The sequence below is a fragment of the Ensifer sp. VA4 genome (assembly GCF_055710065.1).
The window spans coordinates 281,115-295,390 of record NZ_JBVQPO010000007.1; the positions used below are offsets into that span (position 1 = coordinate 281,115).

Sequence of the window (14,276 nt, forward strand, 5' to 3'; positions counted from 1 at the left end):
GTGATCGCAAGCTTTAGTGTAAGGTGAATGCTCGGGGCTCGCCCTGAAACAGGCTGACCAACGCGATGCCCTGCTGCAGTAGAAGTTCAGCTGCCGGCAAGTTGCCTGTGACCAGATCGTCGGCACAGCTGGTGATGATGTTGGCGAGGCTGATCGAATTCTCTGCGAACCGATCATCGCCAATCTCATAGGCCTTTTCGGCCGTCGCCTCGAGTGCGTCTGCGACGAGCGCCATCATGTCCGAACGCTCGTGAAGCGTCATCTTGTCCAGTGTCTTGGCGTCAAGCGTCTTGGCAGATGTCTGCATGATTACCTTCCCTGTTGTTCAAGCCGGAATTGGCCGCGCCGGCCAGAGGGCCGGGGGAAAAGTCTACGACTGTGATGGATCGTTAAAGGGAGCCGGCGTCGAACGCGGCTTCCCCACTAAAATCGTGAATAGCGGCGCGGTATGCAAGGAATGGCTACTATGCGCCCCGCGCATGGGTCGCGACCTACGGCAAGAGAGTTGCCTTCGCGGCGCTTCAGCCACCTATATGGGTGGTCTTCGTCGGCCATGCCAGGCTCTCGTCGATCGTCAGGCGGTCGGCAGCGCATTCCTGGGCGAGAAAGTCGATGAAGGTGCGAACCGACGGCAAAAGCCCGCGCTTCGAGGGAAAGACGGCGTGAACGATGCCTGACGCCGGCCGCCATTGCGGCAGCACCGGCACCAGGGTTCCGGCCGCAAGGTCCTTCCAGATCATCATCGTCGGCAACTGCACGATGCCGGCGCCGTCGAGTGCGGCCTCGCGCAGCGCCGCCATATCGTCGGTCAGGAAGCGCGGCTCATGCCGGATGACCGCTTGCTCTCCCGAGGAACTTTCCAGCCGCCATTCATAGCTGTGGGTGGCGGATGTCCAGGCAAGGCTCGCGAGTCCCGTCAGTTGCTCGGGCACCCGGATCGGCTCCTTGAGGAAGCCCGGTTTGGCGACGAGATATTGCGAACTGTCGTCGAGCTTGCGCATGACGAGCTCGCTTCTTTCCAGCGGCGGAAACCGCACCCGGATCGAGACGTCGAAGCCCTCGGCGATCACGTCCACGCGGCGGTTGGTGCTTTCGAGCTGCAGGCTGATTTTCGGATGGGCGGTCATGAACCGGGCGAAGAGCCGGCCGAATTGGAAGGAGATCAGTGCCGTCGGGCAACTCACCCGGATGGTGCCCTGCGGCTCTCCCTGGTGCTGCGCGATGAAGGCATCGGCCGCTTCGGCTTCGATCAACACGGCGACGCAGCGCTGGTAATATTCGCGGCCGACATCGGTGACGTAGAAGCGGCGCGGCGAGCGCTGGATCAGCCGGACGCCAACCCGGTCCTCCAGCATCGCGATCCGTCGGCTCAATCGGGACTTTTGCGTTCCGGTCGCCCGTGCCGCTGCCGCAAAGCCGCCATGCTCCACGACTTGCACGAAATAATAGAGGTCGTTCAGGTCTTGCATCGTTCTACAAATAGAACGCTGCGTCGAATTTCACAATCTTTTTGCATGGTCGGTCCTGCAGTAGCCTACACCCAATCACAGCGAATCAGGCCGCGACGAACGCACCGCCGGCGGTGATGGAAACCAAGCGAAGGAAAGGACTTCCGATGACCAAGCCCTACGTACGTCTCAACAAGGATGATGTTGCCGTCCTGCTCGTCGACCATCAGACCGGTCTCCTGTCGTTGGTGCGCGACTTCGATCCGGACAAGTTCAAGAACAATGTCCTGGCGCTCGGCGATCTCGCCAAATATTTCAAGCTGCCGACGGTTCTCACCACCAGCTTCGAAGACGGCCCGAACGGCCCGCTGGTGCCGGAACTGAAGGAACTGTTTCCCGACGCGCCCTTCATTCCCCGTCCGGGTCAGATCAATGCCTGGGACAACGCGGACTTCGTCAAGGCGGTGAAGGCCACTGGCAAGAAGCAGTTGCTGATCGCCGGCGTGGTGACCGAGGTTTGTGTCGCGTTTCCGGCGCTTTCGGCGATCGAAGAAGGCTTCGAGGTCTTCGTGGTCACCGACGCCTCCGGCACGTTCAACGAGGTGACTCGCGATTCCGCCTGGTCGCGCATGACCGCCGCCGGCGTTCAACTGATGACCTGGTTCGGCGTTGCCTGCGAACTGCACCGCGACTGGCGCAACGACATCGAGGGTCTCGGTACGCTGTTTTCCAACCACATCCCCGACTACCGCAACCTCATCACCAGCTACAACACCATGGCGGCGCGCAAGTAAGGCACGCCTGCCGCTGACAGTGAAAGCCCCGGTCGTTTTCGGCCGGGGCTTTTCGCATGGCATATCGCGATGGCCGTTACGCGCGGCTGGCGGCCCGTTGAGCATCTTGCACGGTGACGCGGGCGGCGGGTTTCAGCCGGCCGGTCAAAAGCAGGCTGATCACGAGGAAAGGCACGAGCACGCTAAGGCCGAAGCGCATGTCGCTGTGTTCGGCGACGAGGCCGATCAGCGGCGGTCCGAGCAGGAAGCCCAAGAGCGCGATGAAGGACAGGATGGCGACGCTGGCGGCGGCTGGCCGGTCCTTCTGGTCGGCCGCAGCGGTGACGGCGAGCGGGAACCCGACTGAAACGCCGAAGCCCATGGCGGCAAAACCGGCAAGCGCTGCCCAAGCAGCTGGGCTGATGACCACCAGAACCAGCCCGGTAACGCTGGCAATGCTGCAGGCGCGCGCGACGGCAACTGGTCCATAGCTTGCCTTCAGCCGGTCGCCGGCGAAGCGGCCGGCTGCCACCATGAAGGCGAAGATCGAATAACCGAAACCGGCGCTGGCGGCGGAAAGCCCGAAGACGTCGCGAAGGAAGACGGCCGACCAGTCCGCCACGGCGCCTTCGGTCATGGTGATGCCGAAAACGAAGAAGCAGACGCCAAGCAGTGCAAGGCTCGGCAACCGTCGCCTGGATGGCGCCGTCTCCGCAGCCGCGGTCTCGCCGGTCTGGAGGCGCGGCAGCTTGCTGGCAAAGAAGACGCTGATCGGCAGCATGAGCGCGGCCGTCAGCGGCACGGCCCATTCCGGCGCGACGCGGAGCGCGGCGAAGCCGACACCGATCAGGCTTCCGGTCATGATGCCGAGGCTCCAGAACCCGTGGCAGGTGCTCATGATCAACTGCCCGGAGTGCTTTTCGATCGCGTCGGCCTCGACGTTGAGGCCGAGTTCGAGCGTTGCCAGCGCCACGCCGACGATGGCGAGTGTCACGAAGAGTCCTTCGATGCTTGACGCCCATGTCGGCAGCCAGACAAGTGCCAGAAAGACCACGAAACCGTAGAGGATGGTGGCTCGGCCGCCGATCCAGGCGACGAAACGCCCGGCGAAGGGCAGGGTAAGCAAGATGCCCAGCGGCATGCCGAGGAGGGCAACGGCGAGCTCCGCCGGTCCCAGACCAAGCCGCTGCTGTACATCGGGAATGCGCGGCAGCCAGGCGCCGAAGGCAATCGGCTGAAGGAAGAAGATCAGCATGATGAGCCGTTGATTGGTCATGCGCATTGTTCCCCAATAGATATCGGTATCGCACACTCCAGCCTCGGCAGCGGCGGCGCCGTCGAACCGATGCGGTCTATGAAGCAATTTTGATATTCTGAAAATCGTTTTCAAAGCTTGTCGTGCACGACAGATGTCGTCAAGCTTGGAAAGAGCCTCTCTGGCGGGAATGCAACCATTCCGGAGCGAATGGCGGGAGGGTGTTGCGAATGTGTCGCCACCTTGCCGTGTGATGCTTCGCTGATGTGAAAAAAATATACATGAGCATGGGCGGCGTCCCTGCGAATGGACGCCGCACGCCTGCCGTTCGATGCGGATCACCTGAGCAGCTTCAGGGACCCCGTCAGCGACTTCACCCATTTGACGGTGCCGGCGAGGCCGATGCCGTCGATCGCTTCCTCTGCAAGGTCTCGCTCGGGGAACTGGGCCTCATAATCCGTAAAGTTGTGTAGCGAGCGTGCGAAGGCCGGAAACGGCACGACGATGCGGTCCTCCTGTTTCGGCAGCGCCTTTAGAAGCAGTGCGCCGATCGTGCGACTATCGGCCTGGAGAACCGGTACGGGGCGGTTGGAGCTGATATCGATCGTATTCTGCCTGCTGTCCGTCAGTCTCTGGTTGCCAAGGTCGGGCATCGCCGAGCCGATGCCGATGGAAATCGCCGCGATGGTGTTGGCGAGGTGGCCCGGTGACAACTCCGGATTGACGACGATGGCGAGGCGGATGTCCTGAAGCACGGTGGTCTGTTCCTTCTCTGTTTCTCGATCGGGAGAATAGACCGAGCTTCGAGGTAGGTTCTTTCGGATGTTGCGGAAAATTGTTAGGATGGGGTAGGTTCTACCAAGAGGAGAGATCAGTGAGGTAGAATATGCCTGCGACTTTGACGCCTGGCGACGTGAAGATATTGACCGCGTTGCAAAATGACGGGCGCCTGAGCAACCAGGCGCTTTCGGAGGAAGTCGGCATGTCGACCTCGCCGTGCTGGCGGCGCGTGCGCCAGCTTGAGGACGATGGTGTCATTCAGGGCTACATGGCCGTCCTGAGCCGGAGGGAAATCGGCTTGGGGGTGCTTGCCTTCATCCGGGTAAAAATCGACAGCCACACGGAGGCGGAAGCTGATGCCTTTGCTGACGAAGTGATGAAGCTCGACAGCGTCGTAGCCTCCTACAGCATTGCCGGCGATGCGGACTTCCTTCTCCAGGTCGTTTCATCCGACCTCGATTCCTACTCGGACTTCGCCATGAAGGTCGTGCGGCGACTGCCCTGCATCAAGGAAATGCAGACGACCTTCGTCCTGAAGGAGATCAAGGCCTTCAGCGGCCTCCCTTTGCGCGCGACGACCGGCCACCGCTGAGCGAAGCGTTTCGTGGTCAGGAGGCGGACGCCATCAAGGGGTCCTCCCGGACGACCTGCACGAGGAAGTCGAGAACCGTCCGCACCCTCAGCGGCATGTTCCGGCGTGACGGATAGACGACGCTGATCGGCAGGCGTGCCGGCGGAAAGTCTGGCATGACGTTCACCAGCCTGCCGGCTTCGATGTCAGGGCAGGCCAGGATATGTGAAAGAACCGCAAGTCCGCCCCCTGCCAATACCGCCCGATGCACGGCCACCGCGTTGTTGGCCACGAGACGCGGTGCGATGCGCACGAAGATGTCGTCGGATCCATCGGAAAAGGTCCAGGAGCGCCCGTCTCCGGCGCGGCTATAACAGATACATTCGTGGCCACCGATCTCATCCGGTGTTTTCGGTGCGCTTCTTCCGTCGAGATAGCCGGGTGCTGCCACGAGAAAGGCGGTCGTCCAGCCGATGCGACGGCACATCAGGCTGCTGTCTGAAACAGGACCGAGACGCACTTCGAGATCGATGCCTTCGCCGACGAGATCAGACGGTTCTTCGCGGAAGGTCAATTCGACCGACAGGCCCGGATGCCGCTCGAGGAAGGCAGCGAGACGGTCGCTGACATAGAGGCCGAGCGGTGCAGGCAGGGTGAGCCGTACGCGTCCGGACACCATGGCGGTCTCGGCGCAGGACGCCTCGTTGAGTGCGTCGACCGCTTCGACCACTCTCAGCGCCATCGGAATCATATGTTCACCCTCGGCGGTGAGCGCCAGCGCGCTCGTCGTTCGATGCAGAAGGCGCGTGTTCAAGTGCTCTTCCAGCGCCGATACCTGCCGCGACACGGCCGGCTGTGTCAGGTTGAGGTCGAGCGCTGCTGCGGAGAACGAGCCCGTTTCCGCCACCCGCAAGAAGGCTCTCAGCGCAGAGACGATGTCCATTCAGGTCCCCAAACGTTTCGGCATAAGGCTTATGCGCCGAATGTATGCCCAATGCGCTTTACTGTCCAGCGATTAAGGATATCTTGTGTCCATAAGGATATTTGATGTCCTTAATAACGGAGCAAGAAGCCATGACACAGCGCCTGAACTACGCACAGCATTCCCCCGAGTTCGTGAAGAAGCTCTCCGACCTCAGCTTCAGCCTGAAGGACAGCGTCATCGAGCAGAAGATCCGCGACCTCGTGAACATCCGGGCTTCGCAGATCAACGGCTGCGCCTTCTGCCTCGACATGCATGTGAAGGAAGCGAAGATCCACGGCGAGAGCGAGTTGCGCCTCTACCATGTCGCGATCTGGCGCGAATCGAACCTCTTCATCCCGCGCGAACGCGCAGCGCTGGCCTGGACCGAGGCGGTGACGAAATTGCCCGAAGGCGGCATTCCGGATGAAGTTTACGAGCGCGTACGCGGCCAGCTTTCGGAGAAGGAAATCTCTGACCTGACCTTGGCAATCTCGGTCATCAATGCGTGGAACCGTGTCAGCGTCGCCTTCAAGAACGTGCCCGGTTCGGCCGACAAACTCTATGGCCTCGACAAGGCCGGACTGAACTGACCCCTGTTCCAGAGTGATCGAGCAGCGCGGCGCGTGCGCCGTAGCGATTGGAGGATCCCATGAAAATCGTCATCATCGGCGGAACGGGCCATATCGGCTCCAAGACGGTCGAGCGCCTGCGAAAGCAGGGCCACGAGGTGATCGCCGCCTCCCCGAATACCGGCGTGAACACGATCACGGGCGAAGGCCTCGCTGAGGCGCTTGCCGGTTGCGACGTCGTCGTCGATCTTGCCAATTCGCCCTCTTTCGAGGGCGAGGCGGTGCTCGCGTTCTTCGAGACCTCCGGCCGCAACCTGCTTGCGGCCGAAAAGGCGGCGGGCGTCAAACATCATGTCGCGCTTTCGGTCGTCGGCACCGAGCGGTTGCAGGAAAGCGGTTATTTCCGCGGCAAGCTCGCCCAGGAGAAGCTGATCAAGGCCGGCGGCATTCCCTATACGATCGTGCACTCGACCCAGTTCATGGAGTTCCTGGGCGGCATCGCCCAGTCGGGAACCGTCGGCGACACGGTGCATCTGTCCCCCGCCTACGTGCAGCCGATCGCCTCGGACGATGTTGCTGACGCCATGGCCGAGATCGCCCTTGCCGCGCCTGCCAACGGCACGACCGAAATTGCTGGCCCGGAGCGCTCGCGTCTCAGCGATCTCGTCGCGCGCTATCTCGAGGCCAGCGGGGACAGCCGCAAGGTCGAGCCGGATCCCCAGGCGCGCTATTTCGGCGCACGTCTGGAGGACGGTTCGCTCGTCTCCGACAACAACCCGCGGCTCGGCCGCATCACCTTCGAGCAGTGGTTCGCCACCTCCGCTCGCAAGTGACCAAACTCCATGTGCTTGGCGCACACCACCAGACCCGAAAGGATTTCCGACATGATCAAGTCACTCGTTTCCGCTCTTGCGGTCACGGCCGCATTGTTTGGATCAGCCGCTGCTGGCGACGCTTCCAAGGTTACGCTCGTCTACGAGCATGAACTGCCAAACGTGCCAGGCAAGAGCATCAAGGGTGTGCTGGTGGAATATGGGCCGGGCGGTTCCTCGGAAGCGCATACCCATCCGAGCACGGCCTTCATCTACGCAACGGTGCTCGAAGGCACGATCCGAAGCAAGGTCAATGACGGCTCGGTCAAGGAGTACAAGGCTGGTGAGAGTTTCTCCGAGATGCCCGGCGATCGTCATGGCGTCAGTGAAAACGGCAGCAAGACCGAACCGGCCAAGCTGCTTGCTGTTTTCGTGGTCGATACTGCCGAGAAGGAACTGACCTATCCGATGACGAAGTAACGCAAGGAAGGGCCGGGTGCCGATCGCGCAGCCGGCCCTTTCGTTCGGGCGCAACCTTTGGAGCCGATCATGTTCGCCGACAATCTGCCATTGCCGCTCGTCCTGATCAATCTTCTCGGGGTTGCCGGCATTGTCGTCTGGCACCTGCAGGGTCGCGACCGCCCCACGGCCAGGCTGATCGTCCAGATCCTCTTCTTCTGCGGACGGCGCTATATGGCTGCGTCCGGATCGTGCACGAGCCGCCGCCGGTGGTCGCCCTCAAGGCGATCGACGCGGTGGCGATCGAGGTTGAACTGCAGTTTCGCGTCAAGAGCCCGGCAGAACGGACCCCCGCCCGCAACGAGGTGATCGCGCGCGTCCATGACCAATGTCGCCAAGACGGTCTTTCGCTTGCATTGCCGCCGCAGGCATATCTTTATGCGCCGCCTGCCGAGACAGACACCGGACTTCGTTCAGCCGGCGCGCTCTAGCACCCAGCCGAACGTACGCTTCATGAGGTCTGCGGGAATTTCCTTCGACAGGATCTCGATCAGGTCGGACAAGCGCACATTGCGCAGTTTCTCGCGCCAGGCTTCGTCCGCTTCCCACATGATGCGCGCCACCGCACACGGCGTGCTTTCGCAATAACCAGGTGCGCGACAGGGATTGTTGGCCCTGATGTTGGTGCAGACGAAGGTTCGCGCCTTGCCTTCGACCGCTTCGACAATATCGAGAAAGGTCAGTTCGGCCGGCGCTTTTGCCAGCCGATATCCGCCCGACGGACCGAGGGTGGTGTGGACAAGGCCGGCTTGCGAGAGGCTCTGCAGCGCCTTCGACAGATATTCCTTGGGGAGCCCGTGGAACTCGGCAAGCGCCTTCGTCGAGAGGTAACGGCCCTCAGGCAGGCCCGCGAGGATCGCACAGCAATGCAACGCCCATTCGACTTGGCTCTTAAGGATCATGTGTTCTAACGATCATGCACTCGTCCGGCCGATGCCATCCGCACCTATTAAGGATAACAAATATCCCTATTTTGCCGCCGTGTAAACAGCGCTGCACCTTGCGGTGCAGGCAGTTCGCTGCGGTGCGCGATGTCCCGGCTCAGGAAGCATCGTGACGCTTTCGCGGAAAAAATCGGAGAAGTAGGTCACTGCGATCCAGAGGATCGGTCCGAAAAGTGCGGAGGCGATCTTCAGCGGCGGATTGCCGAAAGCGCGCAGGCCGGGCCAGATCATCGCCAGCGCCAGCGCCAGCACGGCGAGCGCATTTGCCGAGCGAGATGGTGATGAAATTGTAGCCGTCGCGCAGTCAAGCGGCGGCCATCATGGCAGGAAACGGGTTGAATTCTTGCCCCTCCGGCACGATTTTGATGGGGAGACACAGGGAGACCGTACCGATGGGCCAGGCAGGACATCGCTATTTCATCTTCGAGACTGCCGCCGGGTTTTGCGGTATCGCCTGGAACGAAGTGGGCATCACGCGCTTCCAGCTGCCGACCCGTACGGCAGAGGCAACCGAGCGGCTGCTGTTGCGGCGTCTGCCGGTCGCCGAGGCTTCCCAGCCGACCTCCGAAATCCGGGAAGCCGTGGAAGCCGTCCGACGTTACTTCGACGGCAAGGAAGTCGACTTCACCGGGTTCACGGTCGATCTGGAAGGCCAGGACGAGATCTTCCGCCGCATCTATGCCGCGACCCGCGCGCTGCGCTGGGGACAGACCACCACCTATGGTGCGCTGGCAAAAGAGCTGGGTGCCGGGCCGGAGGCGGCGCGTGATGTCGGTCAGGCCATGGCCAGGAATCCGGTAGCCTTGATCATCCCTTGTCACCGGGTGCTTGCCGCCGGCGGCAAGATTGGCGGCTTCTCGGCGCCCGGCGGTTCCACCACCAAGACCCGCATGCTCGAGCTGGAAGGCGTCCATTTGGGTCAGACGGCCGAACCGACGCAACAGTCCTTCGGGTTCTAAAGACTTCGGCGATCGCCCCACGGATCCGGCACTGAAAGTCGCTTTTGCCGAACCAATTGGGACGCCGTGCGCGTGTGTTGTGGGAACAGGTGTGGATTGGTGGTTGCGCCCTGCCACCCTCTTCCCGAGAGGTTCTCAGGCATGCTGCTCAAGATATGTTACAAGCTTCATCGGCATTTCACGAAATACATAGTGTTTTCAAAATGTTGTCGAAGCTGCCCGATCGGATTAATTCCGATTTTCTCATGACAGACTATCAGAACGGAAATATTTTAGCGTCACCAACTTGTCGCAAACGAATCCTGGGGGTGACGCATGTCCATCAGTTCAGGAACGCCGTGCCGCAAGGACCGTACGCCGACGGGGATCGTGATAGAACAGCAGACGCTGGTGCGAAGCGTCATCGTCGCCATTCTCGAGTGCGAACTCTCCGGTTGGAACTTTATCGATATGGTTTCGACGGACTGCCTTGACCAGGCGCTCGGCTACGACGTGCGTTTAATTGTGCTGGACCTGAGCGCTCGAAGCGATGTCGGGTACAGCTTGCATGATGCGCTTGCGAAAATTCGCAAGCACTTTCCGGACGTGCCGGTTGCGGTGCTCTCGGACGCGGACGACAAGACGACTGCCGCCAACGTTCTCAAGCTTGGCGTTCGCGGCTTCTTCACGACCTCCCTGCGAATCGACCTGGCGCTTGCAGGCTTGCGTCTGATCCTTGCCGGCGGTGTCTTCTGTCCAGACCCGCTTGCCGCGCTCACCGATTGTGCCGCTGCCGTTCGCCAAAGTGATAGGGTACCGATCAGCGCCTACCGAAGCGAGTTTGCGCTCGCCGACTTCACGCCCCGCGAGGCGGACGTCCTCGCCGAGCTGCGCTGCGGGTCTTCGAACAAGGTGATCGCTGGAAAGCTCAATCTGTCCGACCATACGGTGAAGATGCATCTGCAGCACATCATGCGCAAATTGCAGGTGCAGAACCGAACGGAGGTCGTCGCCTTGCTGGCTGACCGGGCAACCGCCGGCGATGGTCATGCCGTCGCCACCAACGGCAGCAGGGTCGTCAACGTGACGTCTTTTCGAGCATCTCGCTGAGGGTGGCCGCCGTCAGCATGGCCTCGGCCAGCAACCTCTTGAGCTTCTGATTCTCCACTTCGAGCGCCTTGAGGCGGTCCGCATCGAAGTTGGGGCCCCTGCTTTGCAGCGATTGCCACCGATAGAAAGTCGGCTGGCTGATGCCATGCCGGTGGCAGACATCGGCGACGGTTGCACCGTGCTGATGCTCCTTCAGGATCTCCAGGACTTCGTCGTCATTGAACTTGCGTTTGCCCATCGCGGCTATCCTTCGGGGAAGCGAGTGGCACATGTGGTCGCGAGGGCAGAAAACAGAGCCTATGTGATAGGCCACGGCGTACCGCGCGGCATACCTCAGTTCTCGCGAAATGCGGTATTGAAACTGTCCATCAACGGACGCAGCGCATAAAGCGCCACGCTGCTCGTACCGGTCTCTATCATGGCCCGCACCGGCATGCCCGGTACCATCTCCACGCCCGGCATCAGACCCAGCCGCTCATCGGTAACGCGGATCGTTGCGGCGTAGTAGGTGTGCCCGGTTTGCCGGTCGACCAGGTGATCGGCGGACACATAGGAGACGGTGCCCTTCAGCAGCGGAACCCGCCTCTGGTTGTACGGAATGAGATGAACCTGGGCCTCGAGTCCGGCATGGACCTGGGCGATGTCTTCCGGTTTCACCCGCGCTGCCACGACCAGTGCGCCGGCGTCCGGCACGAGGTCGGCCAGCGGCTCTCCGGCACCGATGACGCCGCCCGTGGTGTGGACACGCAGGTCCATGATCACACCGTCGTCGGGCGCCCGGATCTCCGTTCTCGCCAATTGATCATCGATGGCGTTCAGGCGTTCGCGCAGCTGCGCCAGCTGGTTTTCCGTGTCGCGCAGCGTGAGCGCGACCTCATTCAGCCGGTCGCTACGCAGCTTGACGATGTAGGACTGCGACTCGCTGATGACTTGGTGGGCGCGGGATATGCGTGCGGAGACTTCGCCGATCTGGCCGCCGATGTCGGCTTTTTCTCGCGCCAGGACGAGGGCCCGGCTTCTTCGTTCGAGGCCTTTCTCGGTCAGCATCGAGACTGTTTCAAGCTCCTGATGCGATATGGCGCTTCTTTCGACCAGGGATGCCTTCTGGGCGCTCAGTCCGGCGATTTCCTCCAGCACCTCCTTGATCTTCTGCTGCGTGATCACAATTTCCGACTGCATCACCTGGCGCCGCGCGTCGAAGATGTTCTGCTGCCCGTCGAGGATGTCGCGGATCACCCGGTAGTTGTCGGCCTGCTCCACGAGATCGGGCGGGAAGGCGACGTGGTCCGAACCGTCCTGCTCGGCGGTCAGCCGCGCCTGCCGCGCCTCGGCATCCCAGAGTTGGCCGCGAAGACTGTCCCGCTCCGAACGAGGTTTCGTGTCGTCGAGCTTGATCAGCACCTGACCGGCAGATACCGCGTCGCCGTTGCGGACAAGGATCCGCCTGACGATCCCGCCTTCGAGATGCTGGATGGTTTTGCGGTTCGCTTCGGTCTCGACGACGCCGGACGCGATCGCCGCGCTGCTGAGCGGTGCAAGAACAGACCAGATGCCTAGGCCAACGACGAAGACGCCGACCAGCAGATTCCCGGTCCAGGCGACATGCCGCAGTCTCGACATCGGTGAGGCGTCGGCAAGCGTCAGCGGAAGGCTTGTGGCGATGGCGGTGGAGGGTTGGGGCCTGGTTATCCCCTTGCTGTCTGAGACATAGCCATCGATTTCAGGTCCGCGTCGGGTCAGGTCGGATTTGATGAGCTCCATCGTTTTCGTGCCTCCCTGCTCACGTGCCCGCCCGCGCCGGTGGCTGCAGATAGGTATCGAAGACCCAGTCGCTGTCGCCGAAGGCTTCGATCGTGCCGTTGCGCATGATCGCGATCTTGTTGGTCACGGGGAGAATGCCCATGCGGTGCGTGATGATGACAATCATCATTCCCATGGCGCGCATGCGAGCGATTGCTGCAAACAATCGGCGTTCGCCGTCATAGTCCAAGCTGGAATTGGGATCGTCGAGGACGACGAGTGCGGGGTTGCCGTAGACCGCGCGCGCCAATCCGAGTTGCTGGCGCTGGGCCCGCAGCAGGGTCGCGCCTCCGTCGCCGATATCCGTCTCATAGCCCTGTGGCAGCTGCATGATCACATCGTGCAGCCCGACAAGTTTTGCCGCTTCGATGACCTTGTTGACGTCGCCGCCGTCGAGCCGGCCGACGACGTCTTTCACCGCGCCGCCGAAGAGTTCGATGTCCTGCGGCAGGTAGCCGATGTGGCGCATGCCGCCACCGAGCCGGAGGGTGGAGATATCGACGCCGCCGAGCAGGGCGTTGCCGAAGGTCGTCGGCTGCACGCCCGCGATGATGCGGCCAAGCGTAGACTTTCCGGAGCCAGAGGGACCGATCAGCGCAAGGCAGTCGCCCGGCATCAGCCGCAAGGTGACGGAGTTCAATATCTGGCGATTGCCCGAGGGAAGCGTGTAGCCGACGCGCTCGAGCACGAGGCCGCCCGCTTCGGGCATCGGTATCGTGCGCACATTGTCCTGCGCGGCGATCGACATCAGCATCGTATTGATGCGATTGAATGCAGCATAGGCGAAGGCAACGGCGCGCCACGCACCGATCGCGCCCTCGATCGGTGCAAGCCCGCGACCGAGAAGCAGGCTGGAGACGAAGATAATGCCGGGGTTTCCGTTTTCCTCCAGGACGAGCCAGGCAGCCGACCCCATCATCAGGATCTGCGCCAGCATGCGCACGGATTTCGAGAGCCCGAGAATGGTCTCGGTGCGCTTCATCGCATCGTCCTGCGCTTGCCGCGCGGTTTCGGCGTCGCGGTAGACGAGCTGAGCGGCGCCGTTCTGCATGTTCATCGCACGGATGACCTGGATATAGCGCAGTGCGGTCGCGAACCGCATATGGCTGCGGGAGAGTGCCAGGTTCGCTTTCGCCAGCGGTTGGCGGGTCGAGAATTCCGTCACGATGGCAAGCAGCAGCAAGATGAGCGCGGTGAAGAGGCCAATGGTTCCGAGCAATGGGTGGACGAGGAATAGAAGCAGCAGGAAGATCGGCGCCCAGGGAACGTCGAAAAGCAGCGAACTGGCCGGGGCGTCGAGGAACTGGCGCAGCGTCGACAGGTCCCGGTAGCAGTCGTTGGCGAGGCCCGTTTCCGTGCGGGCTCCATATTCGAAGCATGCCGTGAGCACGACCGGCCGCAAGCGGTGGTCCAGCCAACTGCCGATCCGCGACAATGCCGCGCGCCGCACGATATCGAGGATCGAGCCCACCAACACTGCCGCCGCGATGATGAGCGTCAGCATGAGCAGCGTGTCGGCGCTGCGGCTCGACAGGACGCGATCGTAGATCTGCAGCAGATAGATGGAGGGAGCCAGCAGGAACAGGTTATAGGCGCAGCTATAAAGGAAGACCAGCAGGAACGCCCCGGTGCAGGCCCTGAGAGCGATGACGAGATGGGTCGGAGGAAGGTGCGCTCCTGTCGGATTCGTTGTCATTATCAGATCTCGATACTGACACGGCGGCTCGGTTCCCGCAGGATTCCCTGGACCGAAATCGATCTCAGGACTAAATCCCGCAGCGGTTCAACGTGCT

At 61.8% G+C, this 14,276-nt stretch carries 18 protein-coding genes; 8 read left to right on the forward strand and 10 right to left on the reverse strand.

Going from position 1 to position 14,276, the window contains the following annotated elements:
• Window positions 1-13: 13 nt before the first annotated feature.
• Window positions 14-307: a hypothetical protein gene (locus AC0C6X_RS14665; RefSeq protein ID WP_173518981.1), complete on the reverse strand. Its 294-nt coding sequence runs from the start codon at window positions 305-307 to the stop codon at window positions 14-16.
• Between the two features lie 214 nt (window positions 308-521).
• A complete protein-coding gene (locus tag AC0C6X_RS14670; RefSeq protein ID WP_173518980.1) occupies window positions 522-1,469 on the reverse strand; it encodes a LysR substrate-binding domain-containing protein in 948 nt (315 codons plus the stop codon).
• Window positions 1,470-1,615: 146 nt separating this feature from the next.
• On the opposite strand from AC0C6X_RS14670, the gene ycaC reads away from it, so the two are divergent.
• A complete protein-coding gene (gene ycaC, locus AC0C6X_RS14675) occupies window positions 1,616-2,242 on the forward strand; it encodes an isochorismate family cysteine hydrolase YcaC (protein ID WP_173518979.1) in 627 nt (208 codons plus the stop codon).
• 76 nt (window positions 2,243-2,318) lie between these two features.
• Here the strand turns inward: ycaC and AC0C6X_RS14680 are convergent, their stop codons facing one another.
• A complete protein-coding gene (locus AC0C6X_RS14680) occupies window positions 2,319-3,497 on the reverse strand; it encodes an MFS transporter (RefSeq protein WP_173518978.1) in 1,179 nt (392 codons plus the stop codon).
• A 317-nt stretch (window positions 3,498-3,814) separates the two neighbouring features.
• Window positions 3,815-4,231 (reverse strand): DUF2000 domain-containing protein, encoded by a 417-nt coding sequence (locus tag AC0C6X_RS14685; RefSeq protein ID WP_173518977.1) that lies wholly within the window; start codon window positions 4,229-4,231, stop codon window positions 3,815-3,817.
• A gap of 131 nt (window positions 4,232-4,362) precedes the next feature.
• On the opposite strand from AC0C6X_RS14685, the gene AC0C6X_RS14690 reads away from it, so the two are divergent.
• Window positions 4,363-4,848, forward strand: a complete 486-nt coding sequence (locus tag AC0C6X_RS14690; RefSeq protein ID WP_472953745.1) for an Lrp/AsnC family transcriptional regulator — start codon at window positions 4,363-4,365, stop codon at window positions 4,846-4,848.
• Between the two features lie 16 nt (window positions 4,849-4,864).
• Here the strand turns inward: AC0C6X_RS14690 and AC0C6X_RS14695 are convergent, their stop codons facing one another.
• Window positions 4,865-5,770: a LysR family transcriptional regulator gene (locus AC0C6X_RS14695; RefSeq protein WP_173518975.1), complete on the reverse strand. Its 906-nt coding sequence runs from the start codon at window positions 5,768-5,770 to the stop codon at window positions 4,865-4,867.
• A 131-nt stretch (window positions 5,771-5,901) separates the two neighbouring features.
• Here AC0C6X_RS14695 and AC0C6X_RS14700 point away from each other — a divergent pair, with 131 nt between their 5' ends.
• From AC0C6X_RS14700 to AC0C6X_RS14715, 4 genes are all read left to right on the forward strand, one after another.
• Window positions 5,902-6,381 carry a carboxymuconolactone decarboxylase family protein gene (locus tag AC0C6X_RS14700; RefSeq protein ID WP_173518974.1) on the forward strand — a complete coding sequence of 160 codons (480 nt, stop codon included), beginning with the start codon at window positions 5,902-5,904 and terminating at the stop codon, window positions 6,379-6,381.
• A 59-nt stretch (window positions 6,382-6,440) separates the two neighbouring features.
• Window positions 6,441-7,193: an SDR family oxidoreductase gene (locus tag AC0C6X_RS14705; RefSeq protein ID WP_472953748.1), complete on the forward strand. Its 753-nt coding sequence runs from the start codon at window positions 6,441-6,443 to the stop codon at window positions 7,191-7,193.
• Between the two features lie 51 nt (window positions 7,194-7,244).
• Window positions 7,245-7,652: a cupin domain-containing protein gene (locus tag AC0C6X_RS14710; RefSeq protein ID WP_472953751.1), complete on the forward strand. Its 408-nt coding sequence runs from the start codon at window positions 7,245-7,247 to the stop codon at window positions 7,650-7,652.
• Window positions 7,653-7,900: 248 nt separating this feature from the next.
• Window positions 7,901-8,122 carry a hypothetical protein gene (locus AC0C6X_RS14715; RefSeq protein ID WP_173518971.1) on the forward strand — a complete coding sequence of 74 codons (222 nt, stop codon included), beginning with the start codon at window positions 7,901-7,903 and terminating at the stop codon, window positions 8,120-8,122.
• Here the strand turns inward: AC0C6X_RS14715 and AC0C6X_RS14720 are convergent.
• Both AC0C6X_RS14720 and AC0C6X_RS14725 read right to left on the reverse strand, forming a co-directional pair.
• Window positions 8,105-8,593: an RrF2 family transcriptional regulator gene (locus AC0C6X_RS14720; RefSeq protein ID WP_173518970.1), complete on the reverse strand. Its 489-nt coding sequence runs from the start codon at window positions 8,591-8,593 to the stop codon at window positions 8,105-8,107. The genes AC0C6X_RS14715 and AC0C6X_RS14720 overlap by 18 nt on opposite strands.
• Before the next feature lie 66 nt (window positions 8,594-8,659).
• Window positions 8,660-8,887: a hypothetical protein gene (locus AC0C6X_RS14725; RefSeq protein ID WP_173518969.1), complete on the reverse strand. Its 228-nt coding sequence runs from the start codon at window positions 8,885-8,887 to the stop codon at window positions 8,660-8,662.
• 140 nt (window positions 8,888-9,027) lie between these two features.
• Between AC0C6X_RS14725 and AC0C6X_RS14730 the strand changes: the two genes are divergently transcribed.
• The gene (locus AC0C6X_RS14730) at window positions 9,028-9,594 is read left to right on the forward strand and encodes a methylated-DNA--[protein]-cysteine S-methyltransferase (protein ID WP_173518968.1); all 567 of its coding nucleotides are present in this window, start codon (window positions 9,028-9,030) and stop codon (window positions 9,592-9,594) included.
• A gap of 315 nt (window positions 9,595-9,909) precedes the next feature.
• Complete coding sequence (locus AC0C6X_RS14735; protein WP_173518967.1) at window positions 9,910-10,683, forward strand: LuxR C-terminal-related transcriptional regulator; 774 nt, start codon at window positions 9,910-9,912, stop codon at window positions 10,681-10,683.
• Here AC0C6X_RS14735 and AC0C6X_RS14740 read toward each other — a convergent pair.
• The 3 genes from AC0C6X_RS14740 to AC0C6X_RS14750 form a co-directional block, all read right to left on the reverse strand.
• Complete coding sequence (locus AC0C6X_RS14740) at window positions 10,652-10,921, reverse strand: transposase (RefSeq protein ID WP_173518966.1); 270 nt, start codon at window positions 10,919-10,921, stop codon at window positions 10,652-10,654. The genes AC0C6X_RS14735 and AC0C6X_RS14740 overlap by 32 nt on opposite strands.
• Window positions 10,922-11,016: 95 nt before the next feature.
• A complete protein-coding gene (locus tag AC0C6X_RS14745) occupies window positions 11,017-12,444 on the reverse strand; it encodes an HlyD family type I secretion periplasmic adaptor subunit (RefSeq protein WP_472953754.1) in 1,428 nt (475 codons plus the stop codon).
• 19 nt (window positions 12,445-12,463) lie between these two features.
• A complete protein-coding gene (locus AC0C6X_RS14750; RefSeq protein ID WP_472953755.1) occupies window positions 12,464-14,179 on the reverse strand; it encodes a type I secretion system permease/ATPase in 1,716 nt (571 codons plus the stop codon).
• Window positions 14,180-14,276: the final 97 nt, after the last annotated feature.

Bases quoted from the DNA above. Each gene is read 5' to 3' on its own strand.
- AC0C6X_RS14665 (WP_173518981.1), bottom strand. From the start codon at position 307: ATGCAGACATCTGCCAAGACGCTTGACGCCAAGACACTGGACAAGATG.
- AC0C6X_RS14670 (WP_173518980.1), bottom strand. From the start codon at position 1,469: ATGCAAGACCTGAACGACCTCTATTATTTCGTGCAAGTCGTGGAGCAT.
- ycaC (WP_173518979.1), top strand. From the start codon at position 1,616: ATGACCAAGCCCTACGTACGTCTCAACAAGGATGATGTTGCCGTCCTG.
- AC0C6X_RS14680 (WP_173518978.1), bottom strand. From the start codon at position 3,497: ATGACCAATCAACGGCTCATCATGCTGATCTTCTTCCTTCAGCCGATT.
- AC0C6X_RS14690 (WP_472953745.1), top strand. From the start codon at position 4,363: ATGCCTGCGACTTTGACGCCTGGCGACGTGAAGATATTGACCGCGTTG.
- AC0C6X_RS14695 (WP_173518975.1), bottom strand. From the start codon at position 5,770: ATGGACATCGTCTCTGCGCTGAGAGCCTTCTTGCGGGTGGCGGAAACG.
- AC0C6X_RS14700 (WP_173518974.1), top strand. From the start codon at position 5,902: ATGACACAGCGCCTGAACTACGCACAGCATTCCCCCGAGTTCGTGAAG.
- AC0C6X_RS14705 (WP_472953748.1), top strand. From the start codon at position 6,441: ATGAAAATCGTCATCATCGGCGGAACGGGCCATATCGGCTCCAAGACG.
- AC0C6X_RS14710 (WP_472953751.1), top strand. From the start codon at position 7,245: ATGATCAAGTCACTCGTTTCCGCTCTTGCGGTCACGGCCGCATTGTTT.
- AC0C6X_RS14720 (WP_173518970.1), bottom strand. From the start codon at position 8,593: ATGATCCTTAAGAGCCAAGTCGAATGGGCGTTGCATTGCTGTGCGATC.
- AC0C6X_RS14730 (WP_173518968.1), top strand. From the start codon at position 9,028: ATGGGCCAGGCAGGACATCGCTATTTCATCTTCGAGACTGCCGCCGGG.
- AC0C6X_RS14735 (WP_173518967.1), top strand. From the start codon at position 9,910: ATGTCCATCAGTTCAGGAACGCCGTGCCGCAAGGACCGTACGCCGACG.
- AC0C6X_RS14740 (WP_173518966.1), bottom strand. From the start codon at position 10,921: ATGGGCAAACGCAAGTTCAATGACGACGAAGTCCTGGAGATCCTGAAG.
- AC0C6X_RS14745 (WP_472953754.1), bottom strand. From the start codon at position 12,444: ATGGAGCTCATCAAATCCGACCTGACCCGACGCGGACCTGAAATCGAT.
- AC0C6X_RS14750 (WP_472953755.1), bottom strand. From the start codon at position 14,179: ATGACAACGAATCCGACAGGAGCGCACCTTCCTCCGACCCATCTCGTC.